At 72.9% G+C, this 21,241-nt stretch carries 19 protein-coding genes; 11 read left to right on the top strand and 8 right to left on the bottom strand.

Annotated elements, in window-relative coordinates; translation table 11 throughout:
* The first annotated feature begins 2 nt into the window (after positions 1-2).
* Positions 3-1,100: a protein kinase family protein gene (locus CCE02nite_RS01745; protein WP_218027002.1), complete on the top strand. Its 1,098-nt coding sequence runs from the start codon at positions 3-5 to the stop codon at positions 1,098-1,100.
* Between the two features lie 64 nt (positions 1,101-1,164).
* Here the strand turns inward: CCE02nite_RS01745 and CCE02nite_RS01740 are convergent, their stop codons facing one another.
* Positions 1,165-1,464 carry a YciI family protein gene (locus tag CCE02nite_RS01740; protein ID WP_141387621.1) on the bottom strand — a complete coding sequence of 100 codons (300 nt, stop codon included), beginning with the start codon at positions 1,462-1,464 and terminating at the stop codon, positions 1,165-1,167.
* Positions 1,465-1,556: 92 nt separating this feature from the next.
* Positions 1,557-2,264, bottom strand: coding sequence for an MBL fold metallo-hydrolase (locus tag CCE02nite_RS01735; protein ID WP_141387619.1), 708 nt, complete (start codon positions 2,262-2,264; stop codon positions 1,557-1,559).
* Between the two features lie 129 nt (positions 2,265-2,393).
* Between CCE02nite_RS01735 and uvrA the strand changes: the two genes are divergently transcribed.
* Complete coding sequence (gene uvrA / locus CCE02nite_RS01730; RefSeq protein ID WP_141387617.1) at positions 2,394-5,378, top strand: excinuclease ABC subunit UvrA; 2,985 nt, start codon at positions 2,394-2,396, stop codon at positions 5,376-5,378.
* Positions 5,379-5,429: 51 nt separating this feature from the next.
* On the opposite strand, the gene CCE02nite_RS01725 is transcribed toward uvrA, so the two are convergent.
* Positions 5,430-5,915: an OsmC family protein gene (locus CCE02nite_RS01725; RefSeq protein ID WP_141387615.1), complete on the bottom strand. Its 486-nt coding sequence runs from the start codon at positions 5,913-5,915 to the stop codon at positions 5,430-5,432.
* A 116-nt stretch (positions 5,916-6,031) separates the two neighbouring features.
* On the opposite strand from CCE02nite_RS01725, the gene uvrC reads away from it, so the two are divergent.
* The 9 genes from uvrC to CCE02nite_RS01680 all read left to right on the top strand — a co-directional run bounded on the left by uvrC (position 6,032) and on the right by CCE02nite_RS01680 (position 15,767).
* Complete coding sequence (gene uvrC / locus CCE02nite_RS01720; protein ID WP_141387613.1) at positions 6,032-8,224, top strand: excinuclease ABC subunit UvrC; 2,193 nt, start codon at positions 6,032-6,034, stop codon at positions 8,222-8,224.
* A gap of 20 nt (positions 8,225-8,244) precedes the next feature.
* Positions 8,245-9,231, top strand: coding sequence for an RNase adapter RapZ (gene rapZ / locus CCE02nite_RS01715; RefSeq protein WP_051028082.1), 987 nt, complete (start codon positions 8,245-8,247; stop codon positions 9,229-9,231).
* The gene (locus CCE02nite_RS01710; protein WP_170227178.1) at positions 9,228-10,199 is read left to right on the top strand and encodes a gluconeogenesis factor YvcK family protein; all 972 of its coding nucleotides are present in this window, start codon (positions 9,228-9,230) and stop codon (positions 10,197-10,199) included. The genes rapZ and CCE02nite_RS01710 overlap by 4 nt, the downstream gene beginning before the upstream one ends.
* Before the next feature lie 84 nt (positions 10,200-10,283).
* Positions 10,284-11,264 carry a DNA-binding protein WhiA gene (whiA, locus tag CCE02nite_RS01705; protein WP_047232822.1) on the top strand — a complete coding sequence of 327 codons (981 nt, stop codon included), beginning with the start codon at positions 10,284-10,286 and terminating at the stop codon, positions 11,262-11,264.
* A gap of 329 nt (positions 11,265-11,593) precedes the next feature.
* Positions 11,594-12,598, top strand: coding sequence for a type I glyceraldehyde-3-phosphate dehydrogenase (gene gap / locus CCE02nite_RS01700; protein ID WP_047232821.1), 1,005 nt, complete (start codon positions 11,594-11,596; stop codon positions 12,596-12,598).
* Positions 12,599-12,756: 158 nt separating this feature from the next.
* Positions 12,757-13,956, top strand: a complete 1,200-nt coding sequence (locus CCE02nite_RS01695; protein WP_141387609.1) for a phosphoglycerate kinase — start codon at positions 12,757-12,759, stop codon at positions 13,954-13,956.
* Between the two features lie 85 nt (positions 13,957-14,041).
* Positions 14,042-14,839: a triose-phosphate isomerase gene (gene tpiA, locus CCE02nite_RS01690; protein ID WP_141387607.1), complete on the top strand. Its 798-nt coding sequence runs from the start codon at positions 14,042-14,044 to the stop codon at positions 14,837-14,839.
* 207 nt (positions 14,840-15,046) lie between these two features.
* Positions 15,047-15,289, top strand: coding sequence for a preprotein translocase subunit SecG (gene secG, locus CCE02nite_RS01685; RefSeq protein WP_047232868.1), 243 nt, complete (start codon positions 15,047-15,049; stop codon positions 15,287-15,289).
* 130 nt (positions 15,290-15,419) lie between these two features.
* The gene (locus tag CCE02nite_RS01680; RefSeq protein ID WP_141387605.1) at positions 15,420-15,767 is read left to right on the top strand and encodes an RNA polymerase-binding protein RbpA; all 348 of its coding nucleotides are present in this window, start codon (positions 15,420-15,422) and stop codon (positions 15,765-15,767) included.
* 40 nt (positions 15,768-15,807) lie between these two features.
* Here the strand turns inward: CCE02nite_RS01680 and CCE02nite_RS01675 are convergent, their stop codons facing one another.
* The 5 genes from CCE02nite_RS01675 to tal all read right to left on the bottom strand — a co-directional run bounded on the left by CCE02nite_RS01675 (position 15,808) and on the right by tal (position 21,135).
* On the bottom strand, positions 15,808-16,494 hold the full coding sequence (locus CCE02nite_RS01675) for an O-methyltransferase (RefSeq protein ID WP_141387603.1): 687 nt from the start codon (positions 16,492-16,494) through the stop codon (positions 15,808-15,810).
* Complete coding sequence (gene pgl, locus CCE02nite_RS01670; RefSeq protein ID WP_218027001.1) at positions 16,491-17,279, bottom strand: 6-phosphogluconolactonase; 789 nt, start codon at positions 17,277-17,279, stop codon at positions 16,491-16,493. Before pgl ends, CCE02nite_RS01675 begins: the two co-directional genes overlap by 4 nt.
* Positions 17,276-18,193 (bottom strand): glucose-6-phosphate dehydrogenase assembly protein OpcA, encoded by a 918-nt coding sequence (gene opcA, locus CCE02nite_RS20715; RefSeq protein WP_218027000.1) that lies wholly within the window; start codon positions 18,191-18,193, stop codon positions 17,276-17,278. Before opcA ends, pgl begins: the two co-directional genes overlap by 4 nt.
* 112 nt (positions 18,194-18,305) lie before the next feature.
* A complete protein-coding gene (zwf, locus tag CCE02nite_RS01665; protein ID WP_141387599.1) occupies positions 18,306-19,847 on the bottom strand; it encodes a glucose-6-phosphate dehydrogenase in 1,542 nt (513 codons plus the stop codon).
* A gap of 148 nt (positions 19,848-19,995) precedes the next feature.
* Positions 19,996-21,135, bottom strand: coding sequence for a transaldolase (gene tal / locus CCE02nite_RS01660; RefSeq protein ID WP_141387597.1), 1,140 nt, complete (start codon positions 21,133-21,135; stop codon positions 19,996-19,998).
* Positions 21,136-21,241 lie beyond the last annotated feature (106 nt).

Raw genomic sequence — 21,241 nt, 5'->3', positions numbered from 1 at the left:
CGGTGCCAGCCCTGCCCGACAGGTCCCGCGCTTCCCGCCTGGCCAGGCACGCGGCGGTCGGCACCGCGCTGTCGCTGCACAGCGACCGCCGGCTCCGCGAGCTCCTGGACGCCGCCCCGCGGGTCGGTGCGGGCATCGGCGGGGAGACGATGCTGCTCGACGTCGACGGCGCACCCGTGTTCGTCAAGCACGTACGACTCACCGACCTCGAGCGACAGGCGGAGAACGTCCGCTCCACGGCGAACCTGTTCGACCTCCCGACGTTCTGCCACTACGGCGTCGGCACCATCGGCGCCCCGGGGTTCGGGGCCTGGCGGGAGCTGGCCGTGCACGTCATGACGACGGGCTGGGTGATCGCGGGGGACCACGAGGGCTTTCCGCTGATGCACCACTGGCGGGTGCTCCCCGACGCGGGCCGGCCCCTGCCCGACGAGCTGGCCGACGTCGAGCGTGCCGTCGAGTACTGGGGCGGCGGTACGGCGGTGCGTCGCCGGATCGAGGCCCTGCGCGACTCCTCGGCGAGCATCGTGCTGTTCCTGGAGCACGTCCCGCAGACGCTGCACGACTGGCTCGGCGCACAGGTCGAGGCCGGTGGCGAGACCGCCGAGCGCGCCTGCGCGCTGGTGGAGGACGGGCTGAGCGCCGGGATCTCGTTCATGAGGTCACGGGGCCTGCTGCACTTCGACACGCACTTCGAGAACGTCCTGACCGACGGCGAGCGGCTCTTTCTCGCCGACTTCGGCCTCGCGATCTCCTCCCGCTTCGACCTCTCGCCCGACGAGGTCGACTTCGTCGCCGCGCACCAGGAGTACGACGACTGCTACAGCGTCACCCACCTGGTGAGCTGGCTGGCCGTCGCCCTGTACGGGTGCGGTCCCGACGAGCGTCGCGCGCTCGTGCGCTCCTGGGCTCAGGGCAGCCTCCCGACGGGCGCCACCTCGGCAGTCGCGGCGACGCTGTCCCGGCACGCCCCGGTCGCGGCGGTGGTCGGGGACTTCTACCGAGCGTTCCAGCGGGAGAGCCGGTCGACGCCCTACCCGTGGGAGGCGATCCGTCGGCTCGGCCGGGAGCACCAGTCACGGCGCGACCGCACGCGGTGAGCCGTCCCGGGGAGTGGGCTCCCGCCCCGGGCGAGGGCACGTGGAGGGGACGGTGAGCCCCCGGTCAGGCGCGGTCCGCCCAGTCGCCGATGACCGGCGCCCACGGGCGGACGGTGCGCTCGGCGACGAGACCCGCCCTCCCGAACGGGTCCTCGTCGAGGACCGCGGCGACGGCGTCGGGCGTGTCCCCGTCGAGCACGAGCAGCGCCCCGGCGGGCGCGCCCTCGTGCGCGGGCAGCGGGCCGGACGCGAGGAGCGTCCCCCGGGTGTACAGATCGCCCAGGAACGCGCGGTGCTCCGGACGCAGGGCGTCGAGCTCGGCGGCGCGGTCTGCGTAGACGTAGGTGACGGCGTGGATCGGCATGCCGTCAGTGAACCAGGACGGCGCGACGGCCCGCGGTCGGGTCCGCGCCTCGGTCGTCACCGCAGTGCCGTCCCGGGCTGGTCCGCCCTCCGCTACCAGCCGCGCTCGCGCCACTCGTCGAGGTGCGGGCGCTCGGCGCCGAGGGTCGTGTCCGCGCCGTGGCCGGGGTAGATCCAGGTCGCGTCGTCGAACCGGTCGAAGACGCGCTCCGTGACGTCCGTGAGCAACCGCTCGAAGCGGGACGGGTCGCGCTGGGTGTTCCCGACGCCGCCCGGGAACAGCGAGTCGCCCGTGAAGAGGTGCACCCGGCCCGCCGCCGCCTCGGGCTCGTGGACGACGTCCGGTTCGCGGTAGGCCAGCGCGACGGATCCCGGCGTGTGGCCGCGCAGCGCCACGACCTCGAGCGCGAGGTCGCCGGCGCGGACGACATCGCCGTGACGGAGACGGCGGGTGACGTGCACGTCCGCGGCAGCCGCGACCGCGTCGGCATCGGGGTCGCCGACGGCCGTCGTCGCGCCGGTGACCGCGACGATCGAGGCGAGCGCTCGCAGGTGGTCCGTGTGGCGGTGCGTCGTGACGACGACGTCGAGACGCGCGGTCGGCGACCCCTCGCGGACGAGCGCGAGGACGTCGTCGGGCGCGTCCGCGGCGTCGATCAGGACCTGGGCACCCGTGCGCCGGCAGGTGAGGAGGTAGACGTCGTTCGCGAGCGGCCCGACGGCGAGCTTGCGGATCTCGACCTCGTCGAGGCGGCGCCCGTCGCTCGGCCCTCCCACGACGACCCGTCCCGTGTACACCATGCCGTCAGTCCGCCGCGGTGGGGACCGTGTCGGGGACGGGTGCGCCCGCGGTGAGCGTTCGTCGGAGGACGCGCGAAGGTGACGTCGAACACCTGTGCGAATGTGGGTGGTCGGTCGTACGATGCTGCGGTGAGCAATCGCCTCGTCATCTCCGGTGCCCGCGAGCACAACCTCCGCAACGTCGACCTCGACCTCCCGCGGGACAAGCTCATCGTCTTCACGGGGCTCTCCGGCTCGGGCAAGTCGTCGCTCGCCTTCGACACCATCTTCGCGGAGGGCCAGCGTCGTTACGTCGAGTCGCTGTCCGCGTACGCGCGCCAGTTCCTCGGGCAGATGGACAAGCCCGACGTCGACTTCATCGAGGGCCTGTCGCCCGCGGTGTCGATCGACCAGAAGTCCACGAACCGCAACCCGCGCTCGACCGTCGGCACCATCACCGAGGTCTACGACTACCTGCGCCTGCTCTTCTCGCGCGCCGGTACGCAGCACTGTCCCGTCTGCGGCGAGCGGGTGACCGCGCAGACGCCGCAGCAGATCGTCGACCGGCTCCTCGAGCTGCCGGAGGGCACGCGCTACCAGGTGCTCGCGCCGGTGGTGCGGGGGCGCAAGGGCGAGTACTCCGAGCTCTTCAAGGAGCTCCAGACCAAGGGCTTCGCCCGTGCTCGCGTCGACGGCGAGGTGCGCACGCTCACCGACGTCCCCGCGCTCGAGAAGAAGCTCAAGCACGACATCGAGGTCGTCGTCGACCGCCTCGTGGCACGCGAGGGCGTGCAGCGCCGGCTCACCGACTCGGTCGAGACCGCGCTCGGCCTCGCGGGCGGTCTCGTCGTCATCGAGCTCGTCGACGCCGACGCGGACGACCCGGCGCGCGAGCGCCGCTTCTCCGAGAAGCGCGCCTGCCCCAACGACCACGAGCTCGCGCTCGACGAGATCGAGCCGCGCACGTTCTCCTTCAACGCGCCCTACGGCGCGTGCCCCGAGTGCACGGGCATCGGCTTCCGCCTCGAGGTCGACCCCGACCTCGTGGTGCCGGACGTCGAGAAGTCGCTGGGCGAGGGCGCGGTCGCGCCGTGGGCGCAGATCTCCTCGGAGTACTTCGAGCGGGTCCTCACGGCGCTCGCGGACGACCTCGGGTTCTCCATGGACACGCCGTGGCGGGCGCTGCCCGAGCGCGCGAAGAAGGCCGTGCTGCACGGGCAGAACCACCAGGTGCACGTGCGGTACAAGAACCGCTGGGGCCGTGAGCGGCAGTACTCGACCGGGTTCGAGGGCGTCATCACGTTCCTCGAGCGACGGCACACGGAGACCGAGTCGGACTGGTCCAAGGAGAAGTACGAGGCCTTCATGCGCGAGGTCCCGTGCCCCGTGTGCCAGGGTGCGCGCCTCAAGCCCGAGGTCCTCGCGGTCAAGGTCGGCGGCAGGTCCATCTGGGACGTGTGCCGGCTCCCGCTGCGCGAGGCCGCGGCGTTCCTCGGGGCGCTCGAGCTCGGCGCGCGCGAGCGCGCGATCGCGACGGAGGTGCTCAAGGAGATCGACGCGCGGCTCGGCTTCCTGCTCGACGTCGGCCTCGACTACCTCTCGCTCGAACGACCCGCCGCGACGCTGTCCGGCGGCGAGGCGCAGCGCATCCGCCTCGCGACGCAGATCGGCTCGGGCCTCGTGGGCGTGCTCTACGTCCTCGACGAGCCGAGCATCGGCCTGCACCAGCGCGACAACCGTCGCCTCATCGAGACGCTCACGCGCCTGCGCGACCTCGGGAACACGCTCATCGTCGTCGAGCACGACGAGGACACCATCCGCACCGCGGACTGGGTCGTCGACATCGGCCCGGGCGCGGGCGAGCACGGCGGTCGCGTCGTGCACTCCGGCGACTACGCGGGCCTGCTCGAGGCGCCGGAGTCCGTCACGGGCGCTTACCTCTCGGGCCGTCGCAGCATCCCGCTCCCGGCGGAGCGCCGCCCGACCGACCCGGGCCGTCAGGTCAAGGTCGTCGGCGCGCGCGAGCACAACCTCACGGGCATCGACGTGAGCTTCCCGCTCGGGACGTTCACCGCCGTGACCGGGGTCTCGGGTTCGGGCAAGTCGACGCTCGTGAACTCGATCCTCTACACGGTCCTCGCCAACGAGCTCAACGGCGCGCGTCAGGTCGCCGGCCGGCACACGCGCGTCACGGGGCTCGACCACCTCGACAAGGTCGTGCACGTGGATCAGGGACCGATCGGGCGCACGCCGCGGTCGAACCCGGCGACGTACACGGGCGTGTGGGACCACGTGCGCAAGCTCTTCGCGGAGACGACCGAGGCCAAGGTGCGCGGGTACACGCCCGGCCGCTTCTCGTTCAACGTCAAGGGCGGTCGCTGCGAGGCGTGCTCGGGCGACGGCACGCTGAAGATCGAGATGAACTTCCTCCCGGACGTCTACGTGCCGTGCGAGGTGTGCCACGGCGCGCGCTACAACCGCGAGACGCTCGAGGTCCACTTCAAGGGCAAGACCGTGGCCGACGTCCTCGACATGCCGATCGAGGAGGCGTCGGAGTTCTTCGCGGCCGTCCCCGCGATCTCGCGGCACCTCAAGACGCTCGTGGAGGTCGGCCTCGGCTACGTGCGGCTCGGCCAGCCCGCCCCGACGCTCTCGGGCGGCGAGGCGCAGCGCGTGAAGCTCGCGAGCGAGCTGCAGAAGCGCTCGACCGGTCGCACGATCTACGTGCTCGACGAGCCGACGACGGGCCTGCACTTCGAGGACATCCGCAAGCTCCTCGGCGTGCTGCAGTCCCTCGTCGACAAGGGCAACAGCGTCCTCGTCATCGAGCACAACCTGGACGTCATCAAGAGCGCCGACTGGGTCGTCGACATGGGGCCCGAGGGCGGTTCGGGGGGCGGCAAGGTCGTCGCGCAGGGCACGCCCGAGCAGGTCGCGCGCGTCGAGGCGAGCCACACCGGTCGCTTCCTCGCGGAGATCCTCGACCAGCACGACCCGGTGCCGGTCGGTTCGCCGGCGAAGCCTGGTGCCGCGCAGCCACCCGCCGCGAAGGGGGCCAAGGGCCGCTCGGCCAAGGCCCGCCGGGCGACCGACGAGGGCACCACGCGCTCACGCCGCAAGGCGTCCGCGGCCTAGCCGCGACCCGGCGGGGGAGCCCCGGCGCGTCGCCGACCACGGACGGAGTGCTCAGGCTGCCGCCCGCCGCGCGGGCGCAGGCTCGACGAGCACGCGGAAGTTCACCGAGCGCGCGATGAAGCAGTGGTCGTGCGCGCGCTGGTGGAGCGCGGCCAGCGACTCCTCGTCGGTCCCCGGGCCGTCGTCGACCACGACGCGGGGGTGCAGCGTGACGTCCGTGAACTGCCCCTCGCCGCCGGACTCGACGCGCATGGTGCCGGTGACGTCGTCCACGTACTCCCGCACGACGACGCCCGCCGCCGCGGCGACGTGGAGGAACCACAGCATGTGGCACTGCGAGAGGCTCACGACGAACAGCTCCTCGGGGCTGTAGCGCGTCGGGTCGCCCCGGAACGCCGGGTCCGCGGACCCGGGCAGCGGCGGCCTCCCCTCGAGAAGCACGTCGTGGTCCCGGCCGTAGGCCGTGTAGGAGGCGGTGCCCCTGTCGCCCGCGCCCGTCCAGCGGACCGTGGCGGCATACCCGTGGTGTGCGCTCATGGCGGCCACCCTAGCGGGCGGTGGTGCAGGTCACACCACGTCTTGGCCGAGGCCGCCGCGGCCCTCGCACGTCCCCTGCCACCGGACCGTCGGTGGCCTGACCTAGGCTGGAGAACATGGCTGATCCCGCGACGTACCGCCCGGCGCCGGGGGAGATCCCCACCTCGCCAGGCGTCTACCGGTTCCGCGACGACCACGGGCGCGTGATCTACGTCGGCAAGGCCAAGAACCTGCGTGCTCGCCTGTCGAACTACTTCCAGGACGTCGCGAACCTGCACCACCGCACGCAGACGATGGTGACGACCGCGGCATCCGTCGAGTGGACCGTCGTCGGCACCGAGGTCGAGGCGCTCGCGCTCGAGTACTCCTGGATCAAGGAGTTCGACCCGCGGTTCAACGTCAAGTACCGCGACGACAAGTCCTACCCCTACCTCGCGGTGACGATGGGGGAGGAGTTCCCCCGCGCCCAGGTGATGCGGGGCGCCAAGCGGCCCGGCACCCGGTACTTCGGGCCCTACGGGCACGCGTGGGCGATCCGCGAGACGCTCGACCTCCTCCTGCGCGTGTTCCCCGTCCGCACGTGCTCGACGGGCGTCTTCAAGCGGGCCCACCAGACGGGCCGCCCCTGCCTTCTGGGGTACATCGACAAGTGCTCGGCACCGTGCGTCGGGCGCATCACGCCCGAGGACCACAAGGCTCTCGCCGAGGACTTCTGCGACTTCATGGCGGGCGACACGCAGCGGTTCGTCCGCCGGCTCGAGCGCAAGATGAACGAGGCCGCCGCAGCGATGGAGTACGAGGCCGCGGCGCGCCTGCGCGACGACATCGTCGCCCTCCAGCGCGCGACCGAGAAGAACGCGGTGGTGCTCGGCGACGGCACCGACGCCGACGTGTTCGCGCTCGTCGGCGACGAGCTCGAGGCGGCCGTCCAGGTGTTCCACGTGCGTGGCGGGCGGATCCGCGGTCAGCGCGGCTGGATCGTCGAGAAGGTCGAGGACGTGACCGACGCGGAGCTGGTCGAGCACCTGCTCCAGCAGGTCTACGGTGCGGCCGAGGAGGCCGCGGCGGCCGACCCGGGGACCGGTCAGGGCCGGGCCGGCGCGCGCGACGTGGTCCCGCGCGAGGTGCTCGTCCCCGTCCTGCCGCCGGACACCGAGCAGGTCACGACCTGGCTCTCGGGGCTGCGCGGCGCTCGCGTCGACGTCCGCGTGCCGCAGCGCGGCGACAAGAAGGAGCTCGCAGCGACCGTGCGGGCGAACGCGGAGCACGCTCTCGCCCTGCACCGCACGCGCCGTGCGGGCGACCTCACGACACGTAGCCAGGCGCTGCGCGAGATCCAGGAGGCCCTCGACCTCGACACCGCCCCGCTGCGGATCGAGTGCTACGACGTCTCGCACAACCAGGGCACCTACCAGGTCGCGTCGATGGTCGTGTTCGAGGACGGGCTCGCGCGCAAGAGCGAGTACCGCCACTTCACCGTGCGCGGGCCCGACGGCGACGGGGCCGCGGACGACACCGCCGCGATGTACGAGGTCATCACGCGCCGGTTCAAGCGATACCTGTCCGACCGCTCGCGCTCGGGCGAGGTCGAGCTGGACCTCGAGGCCGACGACGTCGCGACCGGATCCGATGCCGCGGGCCGCCGGGCGGAGCGGGCCGCGGAGGCGGCGGGGTACGTGCCGCGCAGCGGCGAGGTCGACGCCGACGCCCCCGTGGACAAGCGAGCGCGGTTCGCCTACCCGCCGAACCTCGTCGTGGTCGACGGCGGCCCCCCGCAGGTCGCAGCTGCCGCCCGGGCTCTGGCCGACCTCGGGATCGACGACGTCGCGCTGTGCGGCCTCGCCAAGCGCCTCGAGGAGGTGTGGGTCCCGGGGGACGACTACCCGGTGATCCTCCAGCGCTCGTCGGAGGGTCTCTACCTGCTCCAGCGCGTGCGCGACGAGGCGCACCGGTTCGCCATCGCCCAGCACCGCAAGCAGCGCAGCAAGGGCATGACCGCGTCCGCGCTCGACGACGTACCGGGCCTCGGTCCGGCGCGTCGCACCGCGCTCCTCAAGCACTTCGGCTCGCTCAAGCGCCTGCGCGCGGCGAGCGTCGAGGAGATCGCGACCGTGCGGGGCATGGGCGAGCGCACGGCGCGCGCGGTGGTCGCCGCCCTCGGCGGAGGTGCCGAGCCGTCCCCGGGCGCGGCCCCCGAGGGGCCGGCGCCCGAGGGGCCGGCGCCCGACGACGGCGCCCCGCGCCCGGAGGGCATGCCCGAGCGCGCCGGGGACACTCCGGTGCGTGACGGGGCCACGGCCCGGGCGTGAGCGGCTGGCATGCTGGTGCCATGACCTCGGAGCCGACCCCGGACCTCAGCCCGCAGGGCCAGCCCGCCCGCGTGCCCGAGCCCTCCCCGACCACCGTCCCCAGCGGCATCCCCGCGATCGAGGCCGCGACCCACGCCCCCGAGCCGAGCGAGGCCGAGGTGCTCATCATCACGGGCATGTCGGGCGCCGGCCGCACCCGCGCGGCTGCGGTCCTGGAGGACCTCGACTGGTACGTCGTCGACAACCTGCCGCCGCGCATGATCGTCCCGCTCGTGGACCTCATGACCCGGTCCGGCTCGACGCTCGAGCGCATCGCGGCGGTCGTCGACGTGCGCGGACGCGAGTTCTTCACCGACCTCGTCGAGGTGCTCGACCACCTCCGCCAGAGCGGGGTCTTCTACCGGATCCTGTTCCTCGACGCGTCCGACGAGGTGCTCGTGCGCCGGTACGAGCAGGTCCGGCGCCCGCACCCGCTCCAGGGGGAGGGGCGCATCCTCGACGGCCTGGCCGAGGAGCGACGTCTGCTCGCGAGCCTCGAGGAGCGCTCCGACGTCGTCATCGACACGTCCGAGCTCACGGTGCACGACCTCGCGCGCGAGGTCCGTGCCGCCGTGGCGGACGGGACGCCCGAGACGCTGCGGATCAACGTCGTCTCGTTCGGGTTCAAGTACGGGCTGCCGCTCGACGCCGACCACGTGGTCGACGTGCGGTTCCTCGCGAACCCGTACTGGATCACCGAGCTGCGTCACCTCACCGGGCGGGACGCCCCGGTGCGGGACTACGTGCTCGGGCGACCCGGCGCGCTCGAGTTCGTCGACCGCTACGTGAACGCGCTCGAGCCGGTCCTGGCCGGCTACCTGGGCGAGGAGAAGCGCTACGTGACGATCGCCGTGGGCTGCACCGGGGGCAAGCATCGTTCCGTCGCGATCAGCGAGGCGATCGCCGCGCGCCTGCGCGCGCAGGGCCAGCGCGTCATCGTCACCGCACGCGACCTCGGCAAGGAGTGACCGTGGTCGCCCAGCGCAACCCTGCCGTCGTCGCCCTGGGCGGCGGCCACGGCCTGTCCGCGAGCCTTTCCGCGCTGCGCCTCATGTCCGACCGGCTGACCGCCGTCGTGACCGTGGCCGACGACGGCGGGTCGTCCGGTCGCCTGCGCACCGAGCTCGGCGTCCTGCCCCCGGGGGACCTGCGCATGGCGCTCGCGGCCCTGTGCGACGACTCGGAGTGGGGCCGCACGTGGAGCGCGCTCCTCCAGCACCGGTTCACGTCGGAGGGGGACCTCGACAACCACGCGGTGGGCAACCTGCTCATCGTCGCGCTGTGGGAGCTGCTCGACGACCCGGTCGCCGGTCTCGACTGGGTGGGCAAGCTCCTCGGCGCCCGCGGGCGCGTGCTGCCCATGGCGTCGGTGCCGCTCGGGATCGAGGCCGACGTGCGGACCGGGGACCATCTGGAGACCGTCGTCGGGCAGAGCCACGTGGCCGTCACGCACGGCCGCATCGAGCAGCTCCGGCTCGTGCCGGCGGACCCGCCCGCGTGCGCGGAGGCGGTGCAGGCCGTCGAGGAGGCGGACTGGGTCGTGCTCGGCCCGGGATCGTGGTTCTCCTCGGTGATGCCCCACCTGCTCGTGCCCGACCTCGCGCGCGCCCTGCACGAGACCTCCGCGCGCCGCTGCGTGACGCTCAACCTGTCGAGCGAGACGGGGGAGACCTACGGGCTGTCGGCGACGGACCACCTCGAGGCGCTGCACAAGCACGCGCCCGGTCTCCGGATCGACGCCGTCGTCGCGGACCCGTCCGCGGTCGAGGACACGGAGCAGCTCGCGGAGGCGTCCGCACGCATGGGTGCGCGCCTCCTCCTGCGGCAGGTGCGACGCGGGGACGGCACCCCGCGGCACGACGCGCTGCGCCTGGCGGCGGCGTACCGGGACGTGTTCGACGACTTCCTCGGCGACGTCGGCTCGCCCGCGCGCTGAGCCTGCCGGACGCGGGCCCCCGACGGCCCGCGGGCGCCCGGTCCGCCGCCGCGACGCCACGGCATCGGTGGCAGGATGTCCCGCATGGCGCTCACGGCACAGGTGAAGGACGAGCTGGCTCGACTGCGGGTGGACAAGACCTCGTGCCGCAAGGCGGAGGTCTCGGCGATGCTCCGCTTCTCGGGCGGGCTGCACCTCATCTCGGGCCGCGTCGTCATCGAGGCCGAGCTCGACACCGCGATCGCGGCGCGCCGCCTGCGCGAGACCATCGCGGACGTCTACGGGCACACCAGCGAGCTGATCGTGGTGTCGGCGGGCGGGCTGCGCAAGAGCAGCCGGTACGTCGTGCGCGTCGTGCGCGACGGCGAGTCGCTGGCCCGCCAGACGGGCCTCCTGGACCAGCGCGGGCGGCCCGTGCGAGGGCTCCCGCCGCAGGTCGTCTCCGGCGGGGTGGAGGAGGCCGAGGCGGCGTGGCGCGGCGCGTTCCTGGCGCACGGGTCGCTCACCGAGCCGGGCCGGTCGTCGGCGCTCGAGATCACCTGCCCCGGTCCGGAGGCTGCGCTCGCCCTGGTCGGCGCGGCCCGCCGCCTGGGTGTCTCCGCGAAGTCGCGCGAGGTGCGCGGGGTCGACCGCGTCGTGATCCGGGACGGGGATGCGATCAGCGCGCTCCTCACGCGCCTGGGCGCGCACGAGGCGGTCCTGGTCTGGGAGGAGCGACGCGCCCGGCGCGAGGTGCGCGGGACCGCGAACCGGCTGGCGAACTTCGACGACGCGAACCTGCGCCGCTCGGCCCGGGCCGCCGTCGCGGCGGGGGCGCGCGTCGAGCGGGCCTTCGAGATCCTCGGCCCGGACCTGCCCGACCACCTGCGCGAGGCCGGCGAGCTCCGGCTCGCCCACAAGCAGGCCTCGCTGGAGGAGCTGGGGCAGCTCGCAGACCCGCCGCTGACCAAGGACGCGGTCGCGGGCCGCATCCGGCGCCTGCTGTCGACGGCGGACAAGCGCGCGGCCGAGCTCGGCATCCCCGACACCGAGGCGGGCCTGAGCCCGGAGCTGCTCGACCTCTGACCAGCCGTTCCGGGGCGCGCCCGCCACCTGGACGTCATGCACCGACGGGACGATGGTCCCGAACCGTGGGATCCAGGTCACACGCTGGCGTGGGGTTGGTATAGGCTCGGATGCGTCAGGTGACAACGACGTGCTCCTTCGCTGACACCCCTCGTGGGCGTGGGTGGTCCCGGCTGTCGCCGTGACGGTCCACGGGCACGGAGGGTGCTGTGCCGGGATCCCGGGCAGCGGGGCACGGGCGCGATCACCACCTGCGTACGACGGCGTACGTGATCGTTCGGCATCAACCGTGTGCGTCGGGACAACCGGCGCGCCCTGAGGAGGGCATTGTGACCATCCGCGTCGGTATCAACGGCTTCGGTCGTATCGGACGGAACTTCTACCGCGCCATCGTCGAGTCGGGCGCCGACATCGAGATCGTGGGCGTCAACGACCTCACGGACAACAAGACGCTCGCGCACCTGCTCAAGTACGACACGGTCCTCGGCCGTTTCCCGCTGAGCGTGGACTTCGACGACGACAACATCATCGTCGACGGCAAGAAGATCCGTGCTCTCGCCGAGCGTGACCCCGCGAACCTCCCCTGGGGCGAGCTGGGTGCCGACATCGTCATCGAGTCGACCGGCTTCTTCACCGACGCGACCAAGGCGAAGGCGCACATCGACGCCGGCGCCAAGAAGGTCATCATCTCGGCCCCGGCCAAGAACGAGGACGCGACGTTCGTCGTCGGCGTGAACTCGGACCAGTACGACCCGGCCGCGCACCACATCATCTCGAACGCGTCGTGCACCACGAACTGCCTCGCCCCGCTGGCGAAGGCGCTCAACGACTCGATCGGCATCGAGCGTGGTCTCATGACCACGATCCACGCCTACACGGGTGACCAGAACCTGCAGGACGGCCCGCACCGCGACCTGCGTCGCGCCCGCGCCGCCGCGCAGAACATCGTCCCGACCTCGACGGGTGCGGCCAAGGCCGTGTCGCTCGTCCTGCCGGAGCTCAAGGGCAAGCTCGACGGCTTCGCGCTGCGCGTGCCGGTCATCACGGGCTCGGCGACGGACCTGACCTTCACCGCCTCGCGCGAGGTCACGGTGGACGAGGTCAACGCCGCGGTCAAGGCCGCGTCGGAGGGCCCGCTCAAGGGCGTCCTGGCCTACGTCGAGGACGAGATCGTCTCGAGCGACATCGTGACGGACCCGCACCAGAGCATCTTCGACTCGAAGCTCACCAAGGTGATCGGCGACCAGGTCAAGGTCGTCTCCTGGTACGACAACGAGTGGGGCTACTCGAACAGCCTCGTCGCGCTGACGCAGCTCGTCGGCGACAAGCTCTGAGCCACCTGCTGACGCAGCACGACCCTGCGTAGCAACCATGCGTCCGCGTGCGCGTCCCGGCACCGCCCGGTGACGCGCACGCGGACGTCCTCATGTGCGGGCCCGGCCGGTCCTCGGCAGGCGCCCCGTACGACGGCGACCGAACCGTAGGAGACCGCATGAACACCATCGACTCCCTGGGCGACCTGCGCGGCAAGCGCGTCCTCGTCCGCTCCGACTTCAACGTCCCGCTCGACGGGACGACCATCACGGACGACGGCCGCATCCGCGCCGCGCTCCCGACGCTGAAGAAGCTCACCGACGCGGGCGCGAAGGTGATCGTCACCGCGCACCTGGGCCGCCCCAAGGGCGAGCCCGACGCGAAGTACTCGCTCGCGCCCGTGGCGGCACGCCTCGGCGAGCTGCTCGGCGTGCCGGTCCACCTCGCGCAGGACGTCGTCGGCGACTCGGCGCGCGAGACCGTGGCCGCGCTCGGCGAGGGTGAGGTCGCGCTCCTGGAGAACATCCGCTTCGACGCGCGCGAGACCTCCAAGGACGACGCGGAGCGCCAGTCGCTCGCGCACGACCTCGCGCAGCTCGCGGACGTGTTCGTCTCCGACGGCTTCGGCGTCGTGCACCGCAAGCAGGCCTCGGTCTACGACGTCGCGCAGGTGCTTCCCTCCGCGGTCGGCGAGCTCGTCCTCAAGGAGGTCGACTCCCTGCGCAAGGCGACCGAGGACCCCGCGCGCCCGTACGCGGTCGTGCTCGGCGGGTCGAAGGTCTCGGACAAGCTCGGCGTCATCGCGAACCTGCTCACCAAGGCGGACCGCCTGCTCATCGGCGGCGGCATGGTGTTCACGTTCCTCGCCGCCAAGGGCTACGGCGTCGGCAAGTCCCTCCTCGAGGAGGACCAGATCGACACCGTCAAGGGCTACCTCGCGGACGCCGAGAAGAACGGCGTCGAGATCGTCCTGCCGACCGACATCGTGGTCGCCGACGCGTTCGCCGCCGACTCTCCGCACGAGGTCGTCGCCGCGGACGCGATCCCGGCCGACAAGATCGGTCTCGACATCGGCCCCGAGTCGGCGCAGCTCTTCGCGAGCAAGATCGTCGACGCGAAGACGGTCGTGTGGAACGGCCCCGCGGGCGTGTTCGAGTTCGAGGCGTTCTCGGGCGGCACGCGTGCCGTGGCCCAGGCGCTCGTCGACGCGACCGCGAACGGCGCGTTCACGATCGTGGGTGGCGGCGACTCGGCCGCCGCGGTCCGCATCCTCGGCTTCGACGAGGCCGGCTTCAGCCACATCTCGACCGGTGGTGGCGCGAGCCTCGAGTTCCTCGAGGGCAAGGACCTCCCGGGGATCTCCGTCCTCGAGGGCTGAGCGCCCCTCCCGAACCATCCTCACGCACCGCCCGCGGCACGCCGTGCGCGCGGGCGGTGCGACCCCCACAGAGAGAAGAAGGACCGTGGCGAACAGCCGTACCCCGCTCATGGCGGGCAACTGGAAGATGAACCTGGACCACCACCAGGCGACGCACACCGTGCAGAAGCTCGCGTGGACCCTCAAGGACGCGAAGCACGACTACGCGGCCGTCGAGGTCGCCGTGCTGCCGCCCTTCACCGACCTCCGGTCGGTGCAGACGCTCGTCGACGCGGACAAGCTCGAGCTCAAGTACGGCGCACAGGACGTCTCGGCGCACGCCGAGGGCGCGTACACGGGCGAGATCTCGGCGACGATGCTCGCCAAGCTCGGCGTGAGCTACGTCGCGATCGGCCACTCCGAGCGCCGCCAGTACCACGGCGAGACGGACGCGCAGGTCAACGAGAAGATCGTCGCCGCCGTGGGTCAGGGCGTCGCCCCGATCCTGTGCGTGGGCGAGGGCCTGGACGTCCGCAAGGCCGGCGAGCAGATCTCCTACACCCTCGCCCAGGTCGAGGGCGCCCTCGCGGGCATCCCCGCCGCCCAGCTCGCGACGCTCGTCATCGCGTACGAGCCCGTCTGGGCCATCGGCACGGGCGAGGTCGCGACGCCGGAGGACGCGCAGGAGGTCTGCGGTGCGATCCGCGGCGCCCTGGGCGACCTGTACGACGCGGACCTCGCGGACGCGACGCGCATCCTGTACGGCGGCTCGGTGAAGTCGTCCAACGTCGCCGCGATCATGGCGCAGCCCGACGTCGACGGCGCGCTCGTCGGTGGCGCCAGCCTCGACCCCGAGGAGTTCGCGAAGATCGCGCGCTACCAGTCGCACGCGACCGGGGCCTGACCTCCGCGAGACCCTCGCACCGATGGCCCCGGGAGCGGATCCCGGGGCCGTCGGTCGCTGACGTGAGACGACGGCGACCGGGGTTGGCCGCAGCGGCCTCCCGTCGCCTACTCTTGTCCCCTGTGCGGCAGGTCACGCCTGCGCACGACAACCGTGCGGTCGCACTCGACATCGGTCGGGACGGCCCTGAGCCTCAAGGACGTACTCGTGGACGTGCTGCGCATCATCCTCCAGATCCTGCTGGTCCTCACCAGCGGCTTCCTCACCCTGCTCGTGCTCATGCACAAGGGCAAGGGCGGCGGCCTCTCCGACATGTTCGGCGGCGGGATCTCGAGCTCGGTGGGCAGCTCCGGCGTCGCCGAGCGCAACCTCAACCGGATCACCGTGGCGTTCGCTCTCGTCTGGGCTGTCGTCATCGTGCTCCTGGGGCTCCTCCAGAAGGTGAGCTGACCCGCAGGCGTCCCGCACGGGGCGTCACGCGGTCGAGCAGGGCTTGAGGAGTCGGCAGGGGGCAGCCGCGCCGGACGGCGCGGTACGGGCAGGATCGAGTGCCGACGACGGCACGGACGGGGGAGAGCACGTGGCAGGTGGTAACGCGATCCGCGGGTCGCGCGTCGGGGCGGGACCGCTCGGGGAGTCCGAGCGCGGCGAGATCGCACCGCGCTTCTGGGTGTCCTACTGGTGCGCGAACGGCCACGAGACGCGGCCCAGCTTTTCCTCGGAGGCGGAGATCGAGGCGCCCGAGACCTGGGACTGCCCACGGTGCGGGTTCCCCGCCGGGCAGGACCGGGAGCACCCGCCGACGCCGTCGCGCAACGAGCCGTACAAGACGCACCTCGCGTACGTGAAGGAGCGGCGCAGCGACGAGGACGGCGTCGCGATCCTCGACGAGGCGCTCGCCGCGCTGCGGGCCCGCCGCGGTCGCTGACCGTCCGGGCCCGGCGAGGAGGCCGGACCTCGTCCGCGGGTCAGCGAACGCGCGCGAGCACGAACCCGTCGTAGCCCTTCGACCCCACGGTCTGCACGGCCGTGGCGTCGAGCCGCGGCTCCGCGACGACGCGGTCGACCATCTCCCGGACCCCGAGAACGTCGGGGTCGGTGCTGGTCGCGTCGGCGACGGCCCCGCCGCGGACGGTGTTGTCGACGACGACGAGCGTGCCCGGGCGCGCGAGCCGGATCGCCAGGTCGAGGTAGACCGGGTTGGACGGCTTGTCCGCGTCGACGAACACGAGGTCGAACGGCTCGACGCCCGCGTCGACGAGGTGCCGCAGGGTGTCCGCGGCCGGGCCGAGCACGACGTCGACGACGTCCGTGAGACCGGCCTCTGCCAGTGACTCCCGGGCCACCGTGGCGTGCGCGGCGTCGATCTCGCACGTGACGAGCGCGCCCCCGGGAGGCAGCGCACGCGCGAGCCAGATCGTCGAGTAGCCGCCGAGCGTGCCGACCTCCAGCACGCGGCGCGCGCCGGCCGCGAGCGCGAGGAGCTGCAGGAGACGGCCCTGCGCGGGCGAGACCTGGATCTCCGGCAGGCCCGCGGCCCGCGCCCTGGCGCTGGCGGCGGCGAGCACGTCGTCCTCGCCCACGAGCGGAGCGAAGTACGCGTCGACCGCGTCCCACGTCACGGCGGGGTCGAGGTGCTCGCCGCCCGGCGTCATCGGTCGGCGTCCCGCGTGCTCGCCGCCGCGGCGTCGACGAGCCACAGCGTGCGCTCGGTGCCGGTGACCGCGGCCGCCGGGGTCTCGGCCGCGGGGGCCCCGCCGAGCGCCGAGGCGACGGCGGGGGCCTTCTCGGCGCCCGCGGCGACGACCCACACCTGACGGGCGCGCGCGATGGCCTCGAAGGTCAGCGTCACGCGCTCCGGCGGGGGCTTGGGCGAACCGTGGACCCCGGCGGTCGGGACGCCCGTCACGTCGAGCCCGGGGTGCCCGGGGAAGAGCGACGCGACGTGGCCGTCGGGACCCATCCCGAGCAGGAGCATGTCGAACTCGGGCACCTCGACGCCGTCCGGGGCGTGCTCGGCGAGGGTCGCCGCGTACGCCGTGGCGGACTCCTCGGGGGTCGCCACGACGTCCGCCCCGGGCATCGGGTGCACGTTCTCGGCCGGGAGCTGAGGCAGGTGGGCGAGCAGCGCGTCGCGCGCCTGCGTCTCGTTGCGGTCGGGGTCGCCCTCGGGGAGGAATCGCTCGTCGCCCCACCACACGTGCACGCCCGACCAGTCGACGGCGTCGCGCGCCGGGTGGCGCTCGAGCGCCGCGAGGCTCGCGATGCCGACGGTGCCGCCGGTGAGCACGACGTGCACGGGGCTGCGCACGGACTGCACGTCGAGCAGGCGCGTCACGAGCCGCGACGCGACCGCCTCGGCGAGGACGCCGGCGTCGGGGTGGACCACCACGAGGCGCCCGTGGGACGCGTGCGCGCCCCCGGGCTGGGCGGCGCTCACGCGCCCACCTTCTGCAGCCCCTTGGTGAGCACCTCGCCGTAGATCTCGTCCGGGTCCAGGCGGCGCAGCTCCTCGATGAGGGCCTCGCTCAGCGTCCGGATGGGCAGCGCGACACGGCGGTCGGGCTTGCCCGGCTGGCTGATCGTCACGATGCGCCCGTCCGGGCGGTCGAGGATGATCGGTCCGCTCTTGCGCTCGAGCGTGACGCGCGTGATCGCCTCTGCCCCGCGACGGCGCACGACCTGCGTGGGGCAGCGCAGGCGGGACCCGAGCCATGCCGCGAGCAGGTCGAGGGAGGTGTGCTTCGCCTGACCCTCGACCAGGACGTTCGTCACGGGCTCGTACGGCGGCTGGTCGAGCGCGGCGGCGATGAGGCCGCGCCAGAGCGTGACGCGTGCCCACGCCAGGTCGGAGTCGCCCGGGCCGTACGTCGTCGCGAGCTGCGCGAGCGTCGCCTCGGGGTCCTTGGACGTGATCGAGTCCGTGATGCGTCGCTGCGCCATCGCCCCGACGGGGTCGTCGTCCGGCGACGCGGGCGGCTGCCCGGGCCACCACACCACGATCGGCGCGTCCGGGAGCAGGAGCGGCATGACGAGCGTGTCCGCGTGCTCGAGCAGGGGCCCCGCCGTGCGCAGCACGACGACCTCGGACGCACCGGCGTCGCCCCCGACCCGGATCTGGGCGTCGAGGTGCGGGACGGTCCTCCGGCCGGACGGCGCCACGACGATGACGCGGCACGGGTGCTCGCGGCTCGCGTCGTTCGCCGCCTCGATCGACGTCTCGACGTCGGACTCGCGCGCGATGACGACGAGCGTGAGGACGCGGCCGAGCGCGATCGCGCCCCCCTCGTCGCGCAGGCGCACGAGGCGCTTGTTCACCGCGTTCGTCGTCGTGTCGGGCAGGTCGATGATCATCGCGGGGTCCTCGCCGGTCGGAGGGTCGTGCCGCCCTGCGGGGCACGACGGGGTCGGGGGTTCTCTGGGTGGGGCGCCGCGCTCCGCGGGGCCGACGCCGGCACGACGGTCGTCACGGGCGCCGCCACGAGCGGCCGTCGCGCGCCAGCATCGCGTCGGCCGACTCCGGGCCCCACGTGCCGGACCGGTACTTGTCGGGCGTGCCCTTGGCCGCCCAGTGCGCGGTGATCGGGTCGAGGATCTTCCACGAGAGCTCGACCTCCTCGCGCGTCGGGAAGAGCGGCGGGTCGCCGAGCAGGACGTCGAGGATGAGGCGCTCGTAGGCCTCGGGGGAGGACTCCGTGAACGCGTGCCCGTACCCGAAGTCCATCGTGACGTCGCGGACCTCCATCGCGGTGCCCGGGACCTTCGCGCCGAAGCGCATCGTGACGCCCTCGTCGGGCTGGACGCGGATGACGAGCGCGTTGTTGCCCAGGTCGGAGGCCTGCGAGGTCTCGAAGGGCAGGTGCGGGGCCTTCTTGAACACGACGGCGACCTCGGTCACGCGGCGCCCGAGGCGCTTGCCGGTGCGCAGGTAGAACGGGACGCCCGCCCAGCGGCGGTTGTCGATGTCCACGCGGATCGCGGCGTAGGTCTCGGTCGTCGAGTCGGCAGGGATGCCGTCCTCGTCGAGGAAGCCGATGACCTCCTCGCCGCCCTGCCACCCGGCCGCGTACTGGCCGCGCGCGGTGTGCTTCGACAGCTCGCGCGGCAGGCGCACGGCCGACAGCGCCTTGATCTTCTCGGCGCGCAGCGACGGGGCGTCGAACGACACCGGCTCCTCCATCGCGACGAGCGCGAGGAGCTGGAGCAGATGGTTCTGGATGACGTCGCGTGCGGCGCCGATCCCGTCGTAGTAGCCCGCGCGGCCACCGATGCCGATGTCCTCGGCCATCGTGATCTGCACGTGGTCCACGTAGTTCGCGTTCCAGATCGGCTCGAACATCTGGTTGGCGAACCGCAGGGCGAGGAGGTTCTGGACCGTCTCCTTGCCGAGGTAGTGGTCGATGCGGAACACCGAGTCGGGCGGGAAGACCTCCGACACGACGGCGTCGAGCTCGCGAGCGCTCTCGAGGTCGTGCCCGAACGGCTTCTCGATGACGACGCGGCGCCAGGCGTCTTCTTCGGAGCGGGAGAGCCCGGAGCGGGAGAGCTGCCGGCACACGACCGGGAACGCGCTCGGCGGCACCGAGAGGTAGAAGGCGTGGTTGCCGCCCGTGCCGCGCTCGGCGTCCAGGGTCTCGACGGTCTCGCGCAGCCGCTCGAAGGCGTCCTCGTCGTCGAACGTGCCCTGGACGAACCGGATCCCCTCGGCGAGCTGCCGCCACGTGGCCTCGCGGAACGGCGTGCGCGCGTGCTCCTTGACGGCGTCGTGGACCACCTGCGCGAAGTCCTGGTCCTCCCAGTCACGGCGCGCGAAGCCCGTGAGCGCGAAGCCCGGGGGGAGCAGGCCGCGGTTGGCCAGGTCGTACACCGCAGGCATGAGCTTCTTGCGGGCGAGGTCGCCCGTGACGCCGAAGATGACGAGCCCGCAGGGGCCCGCGATCCGCGGCAGGCGCAGGTCGAGGGGGTCGCGCAGCGGGTTGTGCTCTGGCGTGATCTTGGCCGGTCTCACCTGGTGGCACCGTTCCGTTTCGAGGAGGGGTCGGGAGGACTGCAGAAGGCTGAGGCGTCTGCGGATGATACGGGCGGCGAGCGTCGTCGCGTCGTCGTTCCCGCAGGTCGGACGCCTGACCGCGGCACGGCGGTCAGGCGCGCCGGGGTCAGGAGGAGGCGATGCGCCGCAGGTTGTCGCGCGTCGTCGCGAGGAGCTCGGTCCAGCTGTCCTCGAACTTGCGCACGCCCTCCTCCTCGAGGCGGTCCGTGACCTCGACGAGCGAGACGCCGAAGGACTCGACGGTCTCGAGCGTGCGGCGGGACGCGGCCGCCGTGCCGGTGATCGTGTCGCCCGTCACGACGCCGTGGTCGGCGAACGCCTGCAGGGTCGCCTCGGGCATGGTGTTGACGATGCCGTCGGTCACGAGCTCGTCGACGTACATCGTGTCGCGGTACTCCGGGTTCTTCACGCCGGTCGACGCCCAGAGCGGGCGCTGCGGGTGCGCGCCGGACGCGGCGAGCGAGCGCCACCGGTCGGTCTGGCGGAACTCCTCGTAGGCCTCGAACGCGAGGCGCGCGTTGGCGATCGCGGCCTGGCCGCGCAGGTCGAGCGCCTCCGGGGTGCCGACCTTCTCGAGCGCGGCGTCCACCGCGGTGTCCACGCGCGAGACGAAGAACGACGCGACGGAACCCACCGGCGCGACGTCGATGCCGTCCGCGCGCGCCTGCTCGAGCCCGATCGCGAACGCCTCCATGACCGCGCGGTAGCGCGCGAGCGAGAAGATGAGCGTCACGTTGACGCTGATGCCCTGCGCCAGGGTGCGGGAGATCGCGTCGAGTCCCGCGACGGTCGCGGGGATCTTGATGTAGACGTTGGGCCGGTCGATGGTGGCCCAGAGGCGCTCGGCCGTGACGACCGTCTTGTCGGCGTCGTGCGCGAGGCGCGGGTCCACCTCGATCGACACGCGACCGTCGACGCCGTCCGTCGCGTCGTACACGGGGCGCAGCAGGTCGGCGGCGGCGCGCACGTCGTCCGTCGTGATCCGCTCGACGGCGGCCTCGACCGCGGCGTCGTCCACGCCGGCGGGCGCGAGCTCGGCGAGCTGCGCGTCGTAGGCGTCGCCCTTCGAGAGCGCGGACGCGAAGATCGTGGGGTTCGTCGTGACCCCGACCACGCCGCGCGTCGCGACGAGGTCGGCGAGGTTGCCGGTGCGCAGCCGTTCTCGCGAGAGGTCGTCGAGCCAGATGGACACGCCCGCTCCCGTGAGCTGCTCGATGGGGCCGGGGACGGTGGGGGACTGCGTCATCGGACTTCCTCTCGGTGGTGCTCTCGCTGCGGGCGTGCTCCCCGGCGGTCGCGCACGGCGGCCGGTTCCCGGGGCAGTCCCGAGGTGGGGCCGCGCACGGCCCCAC

The organism is Cellulosimicrobium cellulans, assembly GCF_006539945.1.
In the GTDB taxonomy this organism is placed as follows: domain Bacteria; phylum Actinomycetota; class Actinomycetes; order Actinomycetales; family Cellulomonadaceae; genus Cellulosimicrobium; species Cellulosimicrobium cellulans.
Note: the sequence above shows the minus strand (reverse complement) of the source record. Positions and strands in the feature narration are given on the sequence as shown.

Coding starts and splice junctions, on each gene's coding strand:
- opcA (WP_218027000.1), bottom strand. CDS start 18,193: ATGATCATCGACCTGCCCGACACGACGACGAACGCGGTGAACAAGCGC.
- CCE02nite_RS01725 (WP_141387615.1), bottom strand. CDS start 5,915: ATGAGCGCACACCACGGGTATGCCGCCACGGTCCGCTGGACGGGCGCG.
- CCE02nite_RS01735 (WP_141387619.1), bottom strand. CDS start 2,264: ATGGTGTACACGGGACGGGTCGTCGTGGGAGGGCCGAGCGACGGGCGC.
- uvrC (WP_141387613.1), top strand. CDS start 6,032: ATGGCTGATCCCGCGACGTACCGCCCGGCGCCGGGGGAGATCCCCACC.
- CCE02nite_RS01740 (WP_141387621.1), bottom strand. CDS start 1,464: ATGCCGATCCACGCCGTCACCTACGTCTACGCAGACCGCGCCGCCGAG.
- rapZ (WP_051028082.1), top strand. CDS start 8,245: ATGACCTCGGAGCCGACCCCGGACCTCAGCCCGCAGGGCCAGCCCGCC.
- CCE02nite_RS01675 (WP_141387603.1), bottom strand. CDS start 16,494: ATGACGCCGGGCGGCGAGCACCTCGACCCCGCCGTGACGTGGGACGCG.
- whiA (WP_047232822.1), top strand. CDS start 10,284: ATGGCGCTCACGGCACAGGTGAAGGACGAGCTGGCTCGACTGCGGGTG.
- tal (WP_141387597.1), bottom strand. CDS start 21,135: ATGACGCAGTCCCCCACCGTCCCCGGCCCCATCGAGCAGCTCACGGGA.
- CCE02nite_RS01695 (WP_141387609.1), top strand. CDS start 12,757: ATGAACACCATCGACTCCCTGGGCGACCTGCGCGGCAAGCGCGTCCTC.